Below are 16,583 nucleotides of genomic sequence, written 5' to 3'. Positions count from 1 at the left end.
GTTGTGCTATTCCTGCAACACGGGGTGATGCCAAAACCGACAGGGGGGCGGGAATCGTGCCTGTTTCTGCGGCATGGGGATGGTAACGCAGCTGTTGTTTGCCTGTCGTGAAGTGCAATAAAATTGCAGCAACGGCGGCAATGGGGAAATCCTGTATCGCAGTCGCGGCGTTCGCAGGTTGCGCATTGACCCTGCCTGCGGCTGCTTTTAACCGGGTGCTTAAATTTAGGGCACGCTGAAAAAGCGGGCGTTGAAAAACGACGCTTCATCGCCGGGGCAGGAAAGGGAAAAAGGCAATGATTCTGGACAGCAGCATGGCCGCGGTGGTGACCGGCGGGGCATCGGGACTGGGGGCCGCCACCGCCCGGGCGCTGGCCGACCGGGGCGTGAAGGTCGCCATCTTCGACCTGAACGAGGCGGCCGGCGAGGCGATCGCCGCCGAGATCGGCGGGGTGTTCTGTGCTGTCGACGTGACCAGCGATGCCAGCGTCGACGCCGGTTTTGCCAAGGCCAGGGCGGCGCACGGCCAGGAGCGTGTGCTCGTCAATTGCGCCGGCATCGCGCCAGCTGCCAAGACCGTGGGCAAGAACCGCGAGACCGGGGAGCCGCGTGCCCACGACATGGCGGTGTTCGAGAAGGTCATCGCGATCAATCTCGTCGGCACTTTCCGTTGCATCAGCAAGTCGGCTGCCGGCATGGCCAGCCTTGATCCGGTAGATGCGTTCGGCGCGCGCGGGGCGATCGTCAACACCGCTTCGGTGGCGGCGCAGGACGGCCAGATCGGGCAGGCGGCCTATGGTGCCTCGAAGGGCGGCGTACTGGCGATGACCCTGCCGGTGGCGCGCGATCTCATGAGCGAGGGCATTCGCGTCAACACCATCCTGCCGGGCATCTTCGAGACGCCGATGATGGCGGCGATGCCGCAGCAGGTGCAGGATGCGCTGGCGGCGATGGTGCCGTTCCCCAAGCGTCTCGGCAAGGCGGAGGAGTACGCGAAGCTGGCGCTGTTCATGCTGGAACACGATTATCTCAATGGCGAGAGTGTCCGTCTCGACGGCGCGATCCGCATGGGGCCGAAGTAAGCGACCGGGATGGTGCAGGCTAGCGGCAATCATGAGGAGGGCGCGCCTCCGCCGGGCGCGCGGGCGCAGCTTCTCGACACGGCGAGTGCGATCATGCGCGAGGGCGATGTGGTCGACATATCGCTGTCCGAACTGTCGCTGCGTTCCGGGCTCAATTCGGCGCTGGTGAAGTATTACTTCGGCAACAAGGCGGGATTGCTCAAGGCGCTGCTCGATCGCGACTGGCAGTCCATCGTCACCAGTGTCGATGCGCTGCTGGCGAAGGACGGCTGGTCGCCCGAGGCCAAGCTCCGGCGGCACTTGTGGAAGGTTGTCGATACCTTCTACGAGGTGCCCTACCTCAACCGCCTGACCATGCGCATGGTGCGCGAGAGCGACGATGCCGAGGCGCGCCGGATCGCCGATTGCTATCTGTCGCCGATCTACCGGGCGTACGAGGAACTGATCGGGAACGGCGTCGACGCGGGGGTGTTTCGCGAGATCGACCCGCAGTTGTTCTATTTCACGGTGACCGGGGCGGTCGACCGGTTCTTCTCGGCGCGGCTGGTTCTCAAGCACTGTTTCGGTCAGGACACGTTGACCGAGGAACTGCGCGACCGCTATCGCGAGCATACCATCGACATCATCATGGCAGGTATTCTTGCGCGCTGAAAAAGGCAGCTTCTGGCACATCGGGGTCATTGGCGGATCGGGGCTGACGGCCGGAATCGAACTGGAAGAGGCGCAGGAGATTGCTGTCTCCTCGCCTTTCGGAGAGCCGTCGGGGCCGGTGGTGACCGGGCGCCTGGAAGGTATCCGCTTCACTTTCATCGCCCGGCACGGGGCGGGGCACAGGATCCCGCCTTCGGCGGTCAACTACCGCGCCAACATCGACGTGCTGGCTCGCTGCGGGGTCACCGACGTGCTGGCGCTGTCGGCCATCGGTTCGCTGCGCGAGGAGATGGCGCCGGGGCACATGGTCATGGTCGACCAGTTCATCGACCGCACCCACGGCCGTAGCGACAGCTTTTTCGGCACCGGCATGGTGGCCCATGTCTCGCTGGCCGATCCGGTCTGCCCACGCCTGTCCCGCCTGACGGGCGAGGCGGCGAGACTGGCCGGGGCCGCGGTCCATCCGGCCGGCTGTTATCTGGCCATGGAAGGCCCGCAGTTCTCCACGCGGGCGGAAAGCCGGATGTACCGGGCCTGGGGGGCGGACGTGATCGGCATGACCGGCATGCCCGAGGCGCGGCTCGCCCGCGAGGCGGAACTGCCTTACGCGATGCTCGGCATGGTCACCGACTATGATGCCTGGCGCGAGGACGAGGCGGGCGTGGAGGTGAGCCATGTCCTCGAAGTGATGCACGCCAATGCCCGGATCGCGCGCCAGACGCTGCGCCTGCTGGCGGCCACGCTGCCGGCGGAGCGGACCCATAGCCCGATCGACCATGCGCTGGACCATGCCCTGATCACCGCGGCCGAGGCTCGGGACGGCGGTCTGGTGGCAAGGCTCGATGCGGTGGCGGGCAGGGTGCTGGATCGCGGCTGAGCGGCCATGGCAAGGCGAAAGAAGCGCTATCTGACGGCCACGATGCCCGATGGTTATGTGAAGACCATCGGGCCGACGTCCGATTCCTTCACCCACTACTGGCGTATCGTCGCCGAACTGGAAAACGGCAAGACCGAGGTGTTCTGGGGCCACGAGCGCTCACTGGCCGAGGCGAAGCGCAAGCGTGCCGCAAGCGAAGATGCCAAGCGCATGCGCGGTTGGAAAAGCTACCAGTTCGAGATCGTGGAACTGGTTGAAGTTCCAGTCTGAACCGATTGATATTTTTGAGAAATCCGCGTTGGCGGTAAGGAAATGGTGGAGCCTAGCGGGATCGAACCGCTGACCTCCTGCATGCCATGCAGGCGCTCTCCCAGCTGAGCTAAGGCCCCAATCATTTCGCCGGTTCAACCCTGGGTGGCTTGACCGCGTCCCCTGCGTGCGCCGGGGAGGAGCGCCCTTTGGCGGGAGTTCGGCTCGCTGGCAAGTGGAAAATTGAGTTATCAACAGGAGACTGGCGAAACCCCTGCGGCAGCCGGGCGGAACCGGATGCGTGCTTGCGCAAGGGATCGGGCCCGTGGCGGTCATGGCTTTGGCGGTCATGGCTTTCGCCTTAAGGGCGGCGGCATTGTCGGCGCGCTGATGCGAAAATCCCCTCCGCGACGGGTGGCGCGCAGGGGATTTCGATTCGGGCTGTCTGTTTCGGTTATTTCGGAGGGTGCGGATCGCCGCCCGAGAAGGCGTCGGCGATCGAACAGGCTGCCGGACCCAGAATGACCACGAAGAGCGTGGGCAGGATGAACAGGATCAGCGGCACGGTCATGATCGCGGGCAGGCGTGCGGCCTTTTCCTCGGCGCGCATCATGCGCTCGTTGCGGAATTCGGCCGAGAGCACGCGCAGCGCCGAGGCCAGCGGGGTGCCGTAGCGCTCGGTCTGGATCATCGTCGTGACCACGCCCTTCATGGCATCGAGATTGACGCGGTAGGCGAGGTTCTCGAACGCCTGGCGGCGTTCGGTGAGGAACGAAAGCTCGATCGAGGTCAGCGAGAACTCGTCGCCCAGTTCCGGATAGGCACGCCCCAGTTCGCGGGCGACGCGGTCGAAGGCGGCGTCGACGGTGAGGCCGGCTTCGGCGCAGATCACCAGCAGGTCGAGCGCGTCGGGCAGGCCCTTGCGGATCAGGTCGGTGCGCTTGGTGATGAGGTTCTGCAGGAAGATGTCCGGGCCCTTGTAGCCCGCCAGCAGCATCGCCGCGAAGCCCATGAACTTCTTGAACGCGCTCCATTCGGGGAAGTAGTCGATCCCGTAGATCACCAGCGCGGCCGTGCCGCCCAGCACGATCGGGGCGACCATGCGGGCAAAGACCACCGCGACGGCCCATTCCTTGTCACGAATTCCGGCCTGCGCCAGCTTCTGCTGGATGACCTTGAGCTGGCTGTCCTGCAGCACGCGCATCGCGCCAAGCACGCTGCCGAGCTTGTCGGTGGTCTCGTTGCGGCGCACGACCGAGGCGCGCTTCTTGGCATTGGTGGTGATGATGCCGGTCTTCAGGGCCTCGCGGCGCTGGTTCAGCGCCTTCACGCGCTTGGCCATCGGATCGCGCACGGTGACAGCCGCGTAGATCGCGAGGATCACGGAGGCGGCGGCGACCAGCGAGAGCAGGGTACCGACAAAATAGACGTCGAAGCCCAGCAGCGTCGGACCGGCGGGTTGGTTGAGCATGGTGCCTGGTTCCTTCCGCTCAGATCTCGAAGCTGACCATCTTGGCCATGATGAAGGCGCCGATGCCCATCCAGATGCCGCCGCCGATGCCCGCGACCATCAGGCGTTCGTCGATGAAGAACTTTCCGATGTAGCCGGGATTGATCCAGTAGATCATGCCGAAGACGATGAAGGGCAGCGAGCCGACGATGTAGGCAGAGGCCTTCGATTCCGAGCTCATGGCGCGGATCTTGAGTTTCATCTGCGAACGCTTGCGCAGCACGTCGCCCAGGTTGGCGAGCGTTTCGGCCAGGTTGCCGCCGGTCTCGCGCTGGATCGCGAGGGTGATGCAGAAGAAGTTGAATTCGGGAATTTCAAGACGATCGGCGGTGTTCTGGAGGGCTTCCTCCATGGTCTTGCCGATCTTCATGCGCTCGGTCACCAGCTTGAATTCCTCGCCGACCGGTCCGGGGATCTCCTGGGCGACGATGCCCAGCGTCTCGGTGACCGGAAGGCCCGAGCGCAACCCGCGCACGAGCAGGTCGATGGCGTCGGCGAACTTGACGTTGAAGGCGTTGGTGCGGCGGCTGATCAGCTTGTTCAGCACGAAGTGCGGCAGCGCCGCGCCGGTGAACAGGCCGAAGGCAAGCGCGAAGGGCAGTACACCGGATTTCACGAAGACCAGTGCGGTCACGCCAAGGCCGATACCCAGCGAGGTGTAGAGATATTGCGGGATCGTCCAGCTCTGGCCCGAGCGATAGAGCCGCAGCGCCAGCGCATCGATGCGCGAGCCCGAGCCGGCGACCTTGTGGGCGCGCGGCTTGCGGGCGGCGACGGCCTTGCGCATCTGCGCCTCGACGCGGTCGGTCGCGCTCTGCGAATGGCGGAAACGCACGCCCTTGAGCCGGCGCGTCTTTTCCTTGTCGGGCGAGGGACCGGCAAAAGCCGCCCAGAGCAGCCCGATCACGGCCGTGAGGCCGACTGCCAACATCAGGATTGGGATCAGATTCATGCCCGTCGCTCGCCTTCATCGGGGCCTTGCGGTGCCTGCCGGGCCGGTCCTGCGACGGGCCCGGCAGGCACTGCGATCAGGCCGCGGTTTCCTTCTTGGAGGCCTTGCTGATGATGCCCTTGAGATCGAACTTGCCGAGCAGCGAGGTCTTGCCGCCCTGGTCCTTGGCGGAACCGGACGGGCCTGCGCCTTCGCCGCCTTCCTCGATGATCATGCGCGAGAGTTCGCGGATGGCGCTGCCGGCGCGGGTCGAGCGATTGGCGTCGACAAACGTCTGGCCGAGCTTGGCCGCCAGCGATGCCGCCTTGATGTCATAGGGAATGCTGACGTGGATGCGGGTCTCGATCGAGGCCTCGAAATCGGTCTTGCTGATCTCGGCCACGCCCGACTGCATCTTGTTGGCGACGATGATGACGCGCGTGTGCGGTGCATTGGCCTTGAACCAGGAGAGCATGCGGATCGTGTCGCGGGCCGAGGCCAGCGTCAGTTCGGTGACCAGAACCACCACGTTCACTTCCGCGACCAGTTGCGGGAAGTTGATCAGCATGTTGCGCGGCAGGTCGACCACGGTCATCTCGAAGGCCTGGCGAAACTCCTCTTCCAGCTGGAGGAAGGCGGAGCCGTCGGTCATCAGCGGAGTGCTGATCGGCGCTTCGGCGGAGAGGATCGCGAGATTGTCGTTGGCGCGGATCATCGCGCGTTCGATGAATAGCCCGTCGATGCGGCTGGGGTTCTCGATCGCGTCGGTGAGGCCCCGGCCGGGTTCGAGATCGAGCGTCAGCGCGCCGGTGCCGAAATGGATGTCGAGATCGAGCAGGGCGGTCGGCAGCTTGTTGTCGGCGCTGAACAGCCAGGCCAGCGAGGTCGCCAGCGTCGAGGCACCCACGCCGCCGCGCGTGCCGATCACCGCGGTCGAAATGTGCGACTTGGCGATGCCGCCGTCATGGTGGCGCGGCGCGGTGAACACGGCCTGGGCCTGTGCCAGCGTGTCGCGCACTTGTGCGGGCTGGAGGGGCTTGAGCAGGTAGTCGTGGATGCCGCTGGCGATGAGGTCGCGGTAGAGGCGCACGTCGTTGACCTGGCCCACCGCCACGACGACCGTGCCCGGCTCGCAGACTTCGGCGAGGGCATTGATGTCGTTGAGCGGATCGCCGCTTTCCGACAGGTCGACCAGCAGGATGTTGGGCGATGCGGTGATGGCCAGCGACTGCACCGCATTGCGCAGGCCGCCCTTGTTGCACTTCTCGGGCTGCCAGCCCATTTCGATGGCGATCGGGCGCAGCACGTCGAGCGAGGCTTCGTCGCACAGGTAGGCGGCGAACTGGTCACGCCCGTTCGGGCCGCCGGATTTCCAGGGTGCGTTCACGAGATCAGTCTCCCTTGCTCGAAGTGGCGGGAAGCTGGCCGCCGCCCTTGCCGGACGGGTCGGCCGCGCGGTAGGCCTCGATGGCCTTGGCGCTGCGAACGCTTACGCCGGTGTCGTTGGTGGCGCCGTGCAGCAGGTCTTCCGGGTTGGCGACCATGGCGGCAAGGTTCGAATTGGTCGCGCAGCCATAGTTGGTGGAGAGGCCGTTGGCGGGGTTGAAGTCGCTGTTCGAGGCCCAGTTGGGGCAGCCCGGCACATAGGCCTTGCTGCGCACCAGGACGATGCGGGCCTTGCCCTGGGCAACATAGCCGTCGGTCGCCGGGGCACCTTCGCTCAGCAGGATGCCGAAGCGCGCGGCAACGGATTCGACCGCGCTGCGGGTCGCGGGATTGCCGCCGGGATCCTCGACATAGATGCGATCGCCGTATTTTACGGTCATCGCCTCGAACCAGCCGGCGAGGCGCGACTGTTCGCCATAGGCGAGGCCGCCGCCGTCGGTGCCGACGTCGAGTGCGTAGTTGACCTTCTCGACCACCGGCTGGTTGACCGAATTCATCGAACGGTTGGTGGGAACGCCGCCGCAACCGGCGAGCGCGAGGCCCAGGGAAAGCGCGGCGGTGCACAAGGCGATCTTGGACGTGTTCATCGGTATCACCTTTCTCACTTCAGGCTGAAGCCGGGCTTGGCATCGCCCGTCGCGGAAGCCTTCGAGCTGCGGCTGTCGCTGGTGCGGGCATCGTTGCCGACCGCGGGTGCGGCCGGTGTGCCGCCCGAGGAGGGCGCCGAGGTCGCCGCGGGGCGCTTGTCGCCCGAGCTGCCGTCGCTGGCCATGTTGCCGAGCAGGCGCTGCAGGTCGTTGGGCGCATTGAACCCGTCGGTCGGCAGCTTGATGTCGGCGGCGTCGACCGGATTGACGAGGTAGGGCGTCACGACGATGACCAGTTCGGTTTCGCCGCGCTTTTAGCTGGTCGAGCGGAACAGCGAGCCGAGGATCGGCAGGTCGCCGGCACCGGGCAGCTTCTGGATGGTGTTCTGCGAGTTGTTGCTGAGCAGGCCGGCGATCATGAAGCTCTGGCCGGAACCCAGTTCCACGGTGGTCTCGGTGCGGCGCACGGTGAGGGAGGGCACCTGGAAGCCGTTGAGAGTGACGGCGCCTTCGCTCGAGAGTTCCGAGACTTCGGGGCGCACCCGCATCGAGATATGGCCGTTGGCCAGGACCGTCGGCGCATAGCTGAGCGAGACACCGTACTTCTTGTACTCGATCGTCACGTTCGAGCTGTTGGTGCCCTGCACGATCGGGATCGGGTATTCGCCGCCGGCCAGGAACTCGGCGCTTTCGCCGGAGAGCGTGGTGAGGTTGGGCTGGGCGAGGGTGGTCACCAGGCCCACCGTCTCGCCGGCATCGAGCGCGCCGAGGATGTTGAGGCCGAACAGCTTGCCGGTGGCCGCAAGGGTGCTGCCGCTGGTGATCGGCGAAACGGCGCTGGCCGTGGTCGAGGTGGTCGTGCCCATGCCGAGCGAGGAGCCGCCGGGCGTATACTGGGTGTACCAGCCCGAGCGCCCTTGCCCGAGACCGAACTTGAAGCCGCCGGTGCTGTCGACGGTGGTGATGTTCGACTGCATCGACTTGACCAGCGTGCGGCTGACTTCGGCAATGCGGACCTGCAGGTTCACCTGAAGCGGGGTTGCCATGCGCAGGCGGCTGATGACGTTGCCGTCCTTGCCGACATAGGCCTGGACCAGGCGCTCGGCCTCGGCGGCATCTTCCGGGGTCTTGACGGTGCCGGTCAGCAGGAAGGTGCTGGACCCCACCGTCGAGACGGCGATCCTGGCATCCGGCATCGCCAGGTGCAGCATCGATCCGACGCTGTCGATGTTCGAGCCGACCCGGATCGTGGCGGACCAGACCACCGCGCCCGAGGCGTTGCTGGCATAGACCGTGGTGGTGCCGCCGGCCTTGCCGAACAGGTAGAACTGGTTGCGCGACTTGACCTGCACGTCGGCCACCGCGTCGTTGGACACGAAGACGTCGGTCATCGTGCCGGGCACGTTGATGAGCTGGCCGTTGCCGATCGAGAGCGAGATGTCCTGGGCCGGGCGGACCACCGATTGCGCGGTGATCGGCGCGGCGACCGGGATGGCCAGCGGCGAGAGCACGCAGGCGGCACGCAGCAGGGATTTGAGAAGGCGCGTGTTCATCGTTTTGACCTTCGGCGGATGAATGCGGTTGGTGGCGACCTTGGCGCCGGTGGGCGCGATTGCGGCGGGGCGCATCAGTGGCTGCTTACCGGCTCGACGGAGACGTCCTTGCCGCGGGTGACGCGTACCACCGGACCGATCGGGACGGCGCGTGCGACAGTGGCGGCCTGGGCGGGCGGTCCGGCGGCGACCACGGGCTGGGCCGGCGCGTTGCCCTGCATCGAGGGACGGCTGGAGCGCTGGAAGCGCGAGACATCGCCGCCGGTCACGTAAGTCGTGTTGCCTTCGATCGGCTGGGTCATCGCGGTGCGCATGATCTGTTCTTCCTGCGCCTTGGTCGCGCCTTCGGGGACCTTGACCTGGCCGGCGGCGAGGATGCGTTCGAACTCACCCTGGTTGTCGGCGATCGAGCGCAGCGACAGGCTGATCGTGCCCAGCTCCTGCGCGACGGCGACCTTTTCGGCGATGCGGGGGCTGACTTCGAGGGTCACGGTGCTGACCGCCTTGACCACGGTCTTGCCGTCGACGACGTCCTGGTCGGTGGCCTGGTCGGTGGCGAGCACGCGCAAGTTGCGCAGGATGGTTTCGGAGGCGCGCAGCGGCGGGGTGCCGTCGTTGCCGGTCACTTCCTGCGTCAGCACGAGGTCGACGCGGTCGCCCGGGAACACGAAGCCGCCGACGCCGGTCTTGGCGGAAACCGGGATCGTCACCGCACGCATGCCCGGCGCCAGCGCGGCGGCGAGGAAGCCGCGGTCGCCCGGTGCGACGAGGCCGCCCTGGGTGATCGGCTGGCCGGCAGTGATCGGGTAGCGGACAACGGTGCCCATCAGCTTCTGCATGTCGGCCTCGCCCTCGATGAAGTAGGCGTCCTTCACCAGCTCCTTGGGCCAGTCCTGATAAGAGACCGAATCGGCGGTGATGATCGTGCCCACCGGCAGCGCGCGCTGTGCGACGAGGACTTTGGGGCCCGTCGGCGCGACGGCGGTGGCGGCACCGGCCTGGGGCGCCGATGCGCCGCTGAACATCGACCTGGCGGCAATGGCGGTCCCGGCTGCGACGAGCAGCGCAATGACCAGCAGCACCAGCTTCTTCTTATCCATGGCTAGGAAGCCCCCTGAGTGTCCCCGATTAACTATGCGTACATTCGGGCAAATTGGTTAAAATCAGGTTCACCCCAACACGGGGGCGGCATGAAAGGCCGAAATCCCGGTGGTCGCAGCGACCCAGAGGCCCGCTGCGGCGATGGCAACGCCGTAGGGCACGCGCAGGCGCGATTTCTGGCGGCGCTTGATATGGAAGAACCCGAGTGCGAACAGCGCGAGCAGGCCCAGCAGCGTGCCGGCGGCAACGAGCGCGGGCGAGCGGGACGAGGACAGCAGCGAATCGACCAGTTCCGGCGAGATCAGCGGTCGCCCTGTCGCCAGCGCCCAGGCCATGGCCGCCGCCACAAAGGTCCAGCCTGCCGCGACCAGCCAGGCGCCGATGTCGCACAGGGCCTCGCCCGGACGGCGTTCCATGTTGAAGGCGGCCATCGCCACCGAGGCGCCGCCACCGATCACGGCCATCAGCACGATCAGCTGGAGAAAGGGGGCAGGCGCAAACCACAGCGCCAGCGCGGCGAGCAACTTGACGTCGCCGCCGCCCATCTGGCGCAGCACGAACAGCACGCAGCAGATCGCGAAAGTCGCAAGGGCAAGGCCGATCTGGATGCCGATGCCGGTCCAGCCCAGGCCGATTGACAGCCACCACAGCGGCGCGGCCAGGGCGATGCCGGCATTGAGCCGGTTCGCGATCTCGCGGCGCTTGATGTCCGTCACGGCCGCCACGACCAGCGCGGTTGCCAATGCGGCCAGCAATGCGTACGAAAAATACGCCGATTGCATCTGTTAGTACCCCCCTTAACAGGGGAATGATCTAGCGGGCATCACTTACCAAATAGTAACCAGTACACTGAGGCTGGAATTCATCACGTGACCATCGAAATTTCCGAAATTTCCCATGCGTTCAACGTGATGGAGGGGGCTGGCCGGGCCCGCCGCGCCATTCCGCCAGGTGTCGCCGAAAGCCGCTGGACGGCAAGCGACGGCAAAAGCCAGATCCGCCGGATCGACTGGCCGGTGCCGGATGCGCCGCGCGGGTCGCTGCTGTTCCTGCCGGGGCGCGGCGATGCTTACGAGAAGTGGCTGGAGACGCTGGAGCAGTGGCATGCGGAAGGCTGGGCAGTTACCTCGATTGACTGGCGGGGACAGGCGCTGAGCGGCCGGCTCGGGCGTGATGGCATGACCGGGCATGTCGACGATTTCGGCCTCTGGATCGACGATCTTGCCCTGTTCTGGAAGGACTGGGCGCAGGAACGGCCGGGGCCGCTGGTGCTGGTCGGCCATTCGATGGGCGGGCATCTGGCCTTGCGTGCGGTGGCGGAGCGGCGGGTTTCTCCCGAGGCACTGGTGCTCTCCGCGCCGATGCTGGGTATCCATCCGGCTGCGATTCCCAGCGCCGTGCTGCATCCGGTTGCACGCGTGATCCGTGCTCTCGGCGATCCGCGCCGCCCGGCGTGGAAACATAACGAGAAGCCGCAGCTTGTCCCTCACGCCCGGATGAAGCTGCTTACCCACGACGAGGGGCGTTATGCCGACGAGGCGTGGTGGCGGCTGGAGCGTCCGGCCATGGCGATGGGCCCGGCCAGCTGGGGCTGGATCGAACGGGCGCTCGCCTCGATCCGCGGGCTGGAAGCCAAGGGAGTGCTCGAATCGGTCGCAGTGCCGGTGCTGCTGCTGGCGACGCGTCATGACGGCCTCGTGTCCTGGCCGGCGATTCGCCGGGCTGCGGCGCGCTTGCCGCAAGGCGAACTGGCCCAGTGGGGCAGGGAGTGCCGCCATGAGATCCTGCGCGAAGCCGATCCGGTCCGCGATTCCGCGCTGGCGACGATCCGGGACTTCCTGAACCGGAATGCGCCCGCTAGGGGCTGAGGCCCTATGCAAACGAGGTTCGATATCGTCGTGGTGGGCGCCGGCATGGCCGGTGCCTCGCTGGCAGCCCGCCTGGGCGCAAAGACCAGCGTGCTGGTGATCGAGGCGGAAGAGCGCCCCGGCTATCACGCCACCGGCCGCTCCGCCGCGTTCTGGACCGAAAGCTACGGCGGTCCGCGGGTCCAGCCGCTGACCGCGGCATCCGGCGCGGAACTGCGGGCGCTCGGGGTGCTGGCGCCGCGATCCGCGCTGACGCTGGGGCGGACGGGCGAGCAGGCTGAAGTCGAGCGATTCGCGCGGGTCTACGGCGATCTCGGGGTCGAGGTCCATGTGCTCGACCGCGCCGGGATCGCAGCGCGGGTGCCGGGCCTGCGGGGCGGCTGGGCATCGGGCGTGCTGGAGCCGAGCACCTGCGACATCGACGTGGCCGCGCTGCATCAGCACTATCTCGCCGCAGCGCGCCGCGAGGGGGTGGAGATCCGCTGCCGTGCGGGCTTGCGACGTGCAACGCGCTCCGCGCACGGCTGGTTGCTGGCGCTCGCCGACGGCACCGAGGTCGCCTGCGACGTGCTGGTCAACGCGGCGGGCGCCTGGGCCGATCCGGTGGCGCGGCTGGCCGGTGCGCGTCCGCTGGGCATCGCGCCCTATCGCCGCACGGTGGCCCAGCTCGCGGTCGGCCGCCCGGTGCCCGGCGATCTGCCGCTGGTGCTCGATGTGGGCGAGACGTTCTACTTCAAGCCCGAACATGGCCGCCTCTGGCTGAGCCCGCATGACGAGACGCCCAGTGTCCCGTGCGACGCCGCGCCCGAGGAAATCGACGTGGCGCTGGCCATCGACCGCCTGGAGCAGGTTGTCGACTGGCCGGTCGAGCGGGTCGAGCATCGCTGGGCGGGGCTGCGCTCCTTCGCGCCGGACCGGCTGCCGGTCTATGGTTTCGATCCCGCCGACCCGGCATTCTTCTGGTTCGCCGGGCAGGGCGGTTTCGGCATCCAGACCGCGCCGGCGGCCGCTATGCTGGGAGCGGCCCTGCTGCTTGGCGAGAAGGGCGGCGACCTCGATCCCGCGCCTTATGGGCCGGATCGTTTCGTAATCGCCTGAGCGTGCCCGCGTGTGGGCGGGGGTTACTCCGAACCGCGAACATCTTCCGTGCGTTCGGGCGGTTTCCGGCCCGGCGCGAGGAAGTGCCATACCAGCAGGACCGGCTCCAGCACCGCCATGCCGATCAGGATGCTGACCAGGCGCTGGATGGCCGGCAGGATATGCGCGTCGGCGTAGGAATCGGGGACCAGCACGACCAGCACCGTGAGCGTGAACTGCAGGCCGAGGTAGGTGATCTGCGGGAGCCCGTTCTCGATGTGGCGGCCGATGACGATGCCGAGGCACGTTCCCGCGATCAGCACCGGGGTGTTGCCTTGTGCGATCAGCAGCACGGTCAGCGCCAGGGCACCGCCGGCAAGGCAGCCCATCGTGCGCAGGAACAGGCGGCGCGTGACCGGCGCGAAGCCGCTGGCGCCGATGCCGCCGATCGGCACGATCATCACCGCCATCACGGTGACGGCCGCCTGCGCCATTTCGGGCAGGTCGAACAGGGCATGCAGCAGCGGCAGCACGGAAATGGCGAGACCCGCCTGCGCCGCGTGGCGTGCGGCGTTGGGGTGCCAGCCCATGCGTTCGGGCCGGGGACCTTGCAGGTCGAGCCACTTGCGGCCCGCCAGGGTGGCCGTCGTCAGGCTGACGAGGACGCAGGCGATGGTGCCCGCGATCACTTCCAGCAGGCGGGTCTGGGCAAAATCGATGGTGTCGAGCGCGGGGTGCTCCAGCTTGTCGAGCAGCACCATCTCGAAGGTCAGTCCGAACAGCAGCCAGGCATAGGCCCGCCGGGCAGTGATCATGCCGTAGAGCCCGACGGCGCCGACGATCGCCGCGCTTGCCATCGCCAGCGGCAGCGATCGGGCGGCCCAGGGCATGACCGCCAGCGCCAGCAACGAGCCGAGAGCGGTGCCGACGATGCGCAGCACGCCGCGCAGCATCGTTTCCGAAGCGCCGCTCTTGAGCAGGACAAAGGCGGTGAAGGCTGCCCAGCCGACCATCTTCGCGCCGATCAGATGGGCGATGACGATCGAGAGCATGACCGAGGCCACGCAGGCCCATTCGTCCGCCATGCGCGGGCCCGGCGTTATCAGCGCCCGCGCTTCCTGCCGGAAGTTCTCGCGCAAGGTATCGAGATTCAGCAGCCGGTCAGGCAAGCCATCACGCCTTGGCGGCTGCGACCGCCGCGTCGCTCGCCAGCTTGTCCACGCGCTCGTTCTCGGCATGGCCGGAGTGGCCGCGCACCCATTGCCAGTCCACCTTGTGGCGGCCGCTGGCCTCGATCAGGTCGTGCCAGAGATCGGCATTGCGCACCGGCTGCTTGCTGGCATTGACCCAGCCCTTCTTTTTCCAGCCGTGGACCCACTTGGTGATCCCGTCGATCACGTACTTGCTGTCGGTATGGAGCGTGACCTCGCAAGGCTCGGTCAGCGCATTGAGCGCCTTGATGACGGCGGTCATCTCCATGCGGTTGTTGGTGGTGTCAGGCTCGCCGCCCGCCATTTCCTTCTCGTGCACGCCCATGCGCAGCAGCACGCCCCAGCCGCCGGGGCCGGGATTGCCCTTGCAGGCACCATCGGTGAAGACGTCGACCTTCTTCATGCGCCGAAGATACCGTGATTGGCCGGATCGGCATAGAATTCGAGGCGGCGGGCAAAAGCCATCGGGTCCTTGGGGGTGACAAGCGCGTCTTCGGGCGTGTTCAGCCAGTCGTAGGCGCGGGTGGACAGGAAACGCACGGCAGCGCCGCGGGCCAGCACCGGCAGGGCGGCGCGCTCTGCGGCGGAGAGCGGGCGGACGCTCTCGTACCCTTCGATCAGGGCATCCGAGAGAGCGGCGTCGAAGCGGGTGCCGTCGCTGGAGAAGCACCAGGCGGCGTGCGTCACGGCGACGTCGTAGGCCAGCAGGTCGGTGCAGGCGAAGTAGAAGTCGATCAGGCCGGTGACCTTGTCGCCCAGCATCAGGACATTGTCGGGAAACAGGTCGGCATGGATCACGCCGCGCGGCAGGTCCGAGGGCCACTGCGCCGCAAGCGCAGGCAGTTCGCGCGCGACCAGGGCGGCAAGGTCGGCATCGATCGAGGCCAGGCCTTCGCTGCCGCAGTCGCCCAGCAGCTGCTGCCAGGCCGGCAGGTCGAGCGAGTTGGCGCGGTCCTGCCCGAAACGGGCCGAGGCGAGGTGGACTTGCGCCAGCGCCGCGCCGACCGCGCGGGCCTGGCCCACTGTGGGTTCGGATACCGAAACGCCGGGCAGGTATTCGATCAGCGCGAGCGCCTTCCGGCCCTCCGGCGTGTCGATCAGGCGGTGGCTGGCGCCGCCGCGGTCATGCATGGTGCGCGGCACCGGGCAACCCTGTTCGGCAAGGTGGTCCAGCAGGTCGAGGAAGAACGGCAATTCCGCGACTTCGGTGCGGCTTTCGTAGACCGTCAGGATGAACCGGCGCGAAGCCGCCGCTTGCTGGGTTTCGATCAGCCAGTTGCTGTTGGACACGCCCTCGGCGATGCCCTTGGCGGAAATCAGGGCGCCGACGTCGAAAGCCTCGACGATCGCCGCCATCTCTTCGGCGCCGAGCCGGGTATAGACTGCCATGTGCGAAAGATCCTCAGCGCGCGAGTTGGCGCGGCAGCTTGAACGTGATGGTCTCTTGCGCGGTGACGACCTGCTCGGCCGTGACATCGCGCAGTTCGCCGATGCGGGCGATCACTTCGTTGACCAGTTCCTCGGGCGCGGAAGCCCCGGCGGTGAGGCCGACGCTGGTCAGGCCGTCGAGCCAGGCGGGGTCGATCTCCGAGGCACGCTGGATCATCCGGCCGACCGACCCCGAACGCTCGGCCACTTCGACGAGGCGCAGCGAGTTCGAGCTCTTGGGCGAGCCGATCACCAGCACCAGTTCGCACTTCGGCGCGATCTGCTTGACGGCGGCCTGGCGGTTGGAGGTGGCGTAGCAGATGTCTTCCTGCTTGGGCGCGACGACCTGCGGGAAGCGCGCCTCGATGGCGGCGATGATAGCTTGCGTATCGTCGACCGAGAGCGTGGTCTGCGAGAGATAGGCGAGTTCGCGGTCCTCGGGCACGGCGACGGTGGCGACGTCTTCCACCGTTTCGATCAGCGTCATGTTGCCTTCGGGAACCTGCCCGAAGGTGCCGATCACCTCGGGATGGCCGGCATGGCCGATGAACAGGATGTGGCGCCCGTCGGCGATCTGGCGCTCGGCCTGGCGATGGACCTTGCTGACCAGCGGGCAGGTGGCATCCAGCCACTCGAGGCCGCGCGCGGAGGCCTTGGCAGGCACCGATTTGGGCACGCCATGCGCGGAAAAGATCACCGGCACGCCGTCCGGAACCTGGTCTACGCTTTCGACGAACACGGCGCCCTTGGCCTTCAGGTTGTCGACCACGAACTTGTTGTGGACGATCTCGTGGCGCACGTAGACCGGTGCGCCGTAGATCTCGAGCGCACGCTCGACGATGTCGATGGCGCGGTCGACCCCGGCGCAGAAACCGCGCGGGGCGGCGATCAGGAGGCGCAGGGGCGCATTCGTGGCGAGCGTCTTCTCGGACGGAAAGGGCGCGTTCATGAATGGGCCTCTAGCGCTTTGCCGCGCGCGCCGCTAGGGCAAGCGCACGCCACTCGAGGGATG

The 16,583-nt window shown here is 67.0% G+C and carries 16 protein-coding genes, 1 tRNA gene and 1 pseudogene; 6 read left to right on the top strand and 12 right to left on the bottom strand.

What is annotated here, in order from left to right; all coding sequences use genetic code 11:
* The first annotated feature begins 296 nt into the window (after positions 1 to 296).
* Genes DM450_RS11090 through DM450_RS11075 form a run of 4 tightly spaced genes read left to right on the top strand, consistent with a single transcriptional unit; the run spans position 297 to position 2,880 of the window.
* A complete protein-coding gene (locus DM450_RS11090; RefSeq protein WP_142634816.1) occupies positions 297 to 1,082 on the top strand; it encodes an SDR family oxidoreductase in 786 nt (261 codons plus the stop codon).
* A 9-nt stretch (positions 1,083 to 1,091) separates the two neighbouring features.
* The gene (locus tag DM450_RS11085; protein ID WP_142634814.1) at positions 1,092 to 1,733 is read left to right on the top strand and encodes a TetR family transcriptional regulator; all 642 of its coding nucleotides are present in this window, start codon (positions 1,092 to 1,094) and stop codon (positions 1,731 to 1,733) included.
* The gene (gene mtnP / locus DM450_RS11080) at positions 1,723 to 2,610 is read left to right on the top strand and encodes an S-methyl-5'-thioadenosine phosphorylase (RefSeq protein ID WP_142634812.1); all 888 of its coding nucleotides are present in this window, start codon (positions 1,723 to 1,725) and stop codon (positions 2,608 to 2,610) included. Before DM450_RS11085 ends, mtnP begins: the two co-directional genes overlap by 11 nt.
* A gap of 6 nt (positions 2,611 to 2,616) precedes the next feature.
* On the top strand, positions 2,617 to 2,880 hold the full coding sequence (locus DM450_RS11075) for a hypothetical protein (protein ID WP_142634810.1): 264 nt from the start codon (positions 2,617 to 2,619) through the stop codon (positions 2,878 to 2,880).
* Between the two features lie 43 nt (positions 2,881 to 2,923).
* Here DM450_RS11075 and DM450_RS11070 read toward each other — a convergent pair.
* From DM450_RS11070 to DM450_RS11035, 8 genes and pseudogenes are all read right to left on the bottom strand, one after another.
* Positions 2,924 to 2,999 (bottom strand) — tRNA-Ala (locus tag DM450_RS11070).
* 314 nt (positions 3,000 to 3,313) lie between these two features.
* Positions 3,314 to 4,330: a type II secretion system F family protein gene (locus DM450_RS11065; RefSeq protein ID WP_142634807.1), complete on the bottom strand. Its 1,017-nt coding sequence runs from the start codon at positions 4,328 to 4,330 to the stop codon at positions 3,314 to 3,316.
* A gap of 19 nt (positions 4,331 to 4,349) precedes the next feature.
* A complete protein-coding gene (locus tag DM450_RS11060; RefSeq protein ID WP_142634805.1) occupies positions 4,350 to 5,321 on the bottom strand; it encodes a type II secretion system F family protein in 972 nt (323 codons plus the stop codon).
* Positions 5,322 to 5,397: 76 nt separating this feature from the next.
* On the bottom strand, positions 5,398 to 6,687 hold the full coding sequence (locus tag DM450_RS11055) for a pilus assembly protein CpaE (protein ID WP_142634803.1): 1,290 nt from the start codon (positions 6,685 to 6,687) through the stop codon (positions 5,398 to 5,400).
* A gap of 4 nt (positions 6,688 to 6,691) precedes the next feature.
* Positions 6,692 to 7,333 carry a CpaD family pilus assembly protein gene (locus DM450_RS11050; protein WP_142634801.1) on the bottom strand — a complete coding sequence of 214 codons (642 nt, stop codon included), beginning with the start codon at positions 7,331 to 7,333 and terminating at the stop codon, positions 6,692 to 6,694.
* A 14-nt stretch (positions 7,334 to 7,347) separates the two neighbouring features.
* Positions 7,348 to 8,886, bottom strand: a pseudogene (locus DM450_RS11045) (type II and III secretion system protein family protein).
* A 74-nt stretch (positions 8,887 to 8,960) separates the two neighbouring features.
* Positions 8,961 to 9,986: a Flp pilus assembly protein CpaB gene (gene cpaB, locus DM450_RS11040; RefSeq protein ID WP_142634799.1), complete on the bottom strand. Its 1,026-nt coding sequence runs from the start codon at positions 9,984 to 9,986 to the stop codon at positions 8,961 to 8,963.
* A 69-nt stretch (positions 9,987 to 10,055) separates the two neighbouring features.
* The gene (locus DM450_RS11035) at positions 10,056 to 10,769 is read right to left on the bottom strand and encodes a prepilin peptidase (protein WP_142634797.1); all 714 of its coding nucleotides are present in this window, start codon (positions 10,767 to 10,769) and stop codon (positions 10,056 to 10,058) included.
* Between the two features lie 129 nt (positions 10,770 to 10,898).
* Here DM450_RS11035 and DM450_RS11030 point away from each other — a divergent pair, with 129 nt between their 5' ends.
* Positions 10,899 to 11,855, top strand: a complete 957-nt coding sequence (locus DM450_RS11030) for an alpha/beta hydrolase (protein WP_142637780.1) — start codon at positions 10,899 to 10,901, stop codon at positions 11,853 to 11,855.
* Between the two features lie 6 nt (positions 11,856 to 11,861).
* A complete protein-coding gene (locus tag DM450_RS11025) occupies positions 11,862 to 12,953 on the top strand; it encodes an NAD(P)/FAD-dependent oxidoreductase (RefSeq protein WP_142634795.1) in 1,092 nt (363 codons plus the stop codon).
* Between the two features lie 23 nt (positions 12,954 to 12,976).
* Here DM450_RS11025 and DM450_RS11020 read toward each other — a convergent pair whose 3' ends face one another.
* From DM450_RS11020 to ispH, 4 genes are read right to left on the bottom strand one after another with little or no spacing between them, the layout of a single operon-like run.
* On the bottom strand, positions 12,977 to 14,101 hold the full coding sequence (locus DM450_RS11020; protein ID WP_242526078.1) for an FUSC family protein: 1,125 nt from the start codon (positions 14,099 to 14,101) through the stop codon (positions 12,977 to 12,979).
* 4 nt (positions 14,102 to 14,105) lie between these two features.
* Positions 14,106 to 14,546, bottom strand: coding sequence for a ribonuclease HI (gene rnhA / locus DM450_RS11015; protein WP_142634793.1), 441 nt, complete (start codon positions 14,544 to 14,546; stop codon positions 14,106 to 14,108).
* Positions 14,543 to 15,532 (bottom strand): homoserine kinase, encoded by a 990-nt coding sequence (thrB, locus tag DM450_RS11010; RefSeq protein ID WP_142634791.1) that lies wholly within the window; start codon positions 15,530 to 15,532, stop codon positions 14,543 to 14,545. Before thrB ends, rnhA begins: the two co-directional genes overlap by 4 nt.
* A gap of 13 nt (positions 15,533 to 15,545) precedes the next feature.
* Positions 15,546 to 16,520, bottom strand: coding sequence for a 4-hydroxy-3-methylbut-2-enyl diphosphate reductase (gene ispH, locus DM450_RS11005; RefSeq protein WP_142634789.1), 975 nt, complete (start codon positions 16,518 to 16,520; stop codon positions 15,546 to 15,548).
* Between the last annotated feature and the right edge of the window lie 63 nt (positions 16,521 to 16,583).

It is taken from the genome of Sphingomonas sp. IC081 (genome assembly GCF_006874585.1).
Taxonomy (GTDB): Bacteria; Pseudomonadota; Alphaproteobacteria; order Sphingomonadales; family Sphingomonadaceae; genus Novosphingobium.
The sequence above is the reverse complement of the archived record's forward strand: the minus strand, read 5'-3'. Positions and strand labels throughout refer to the sequence as shown.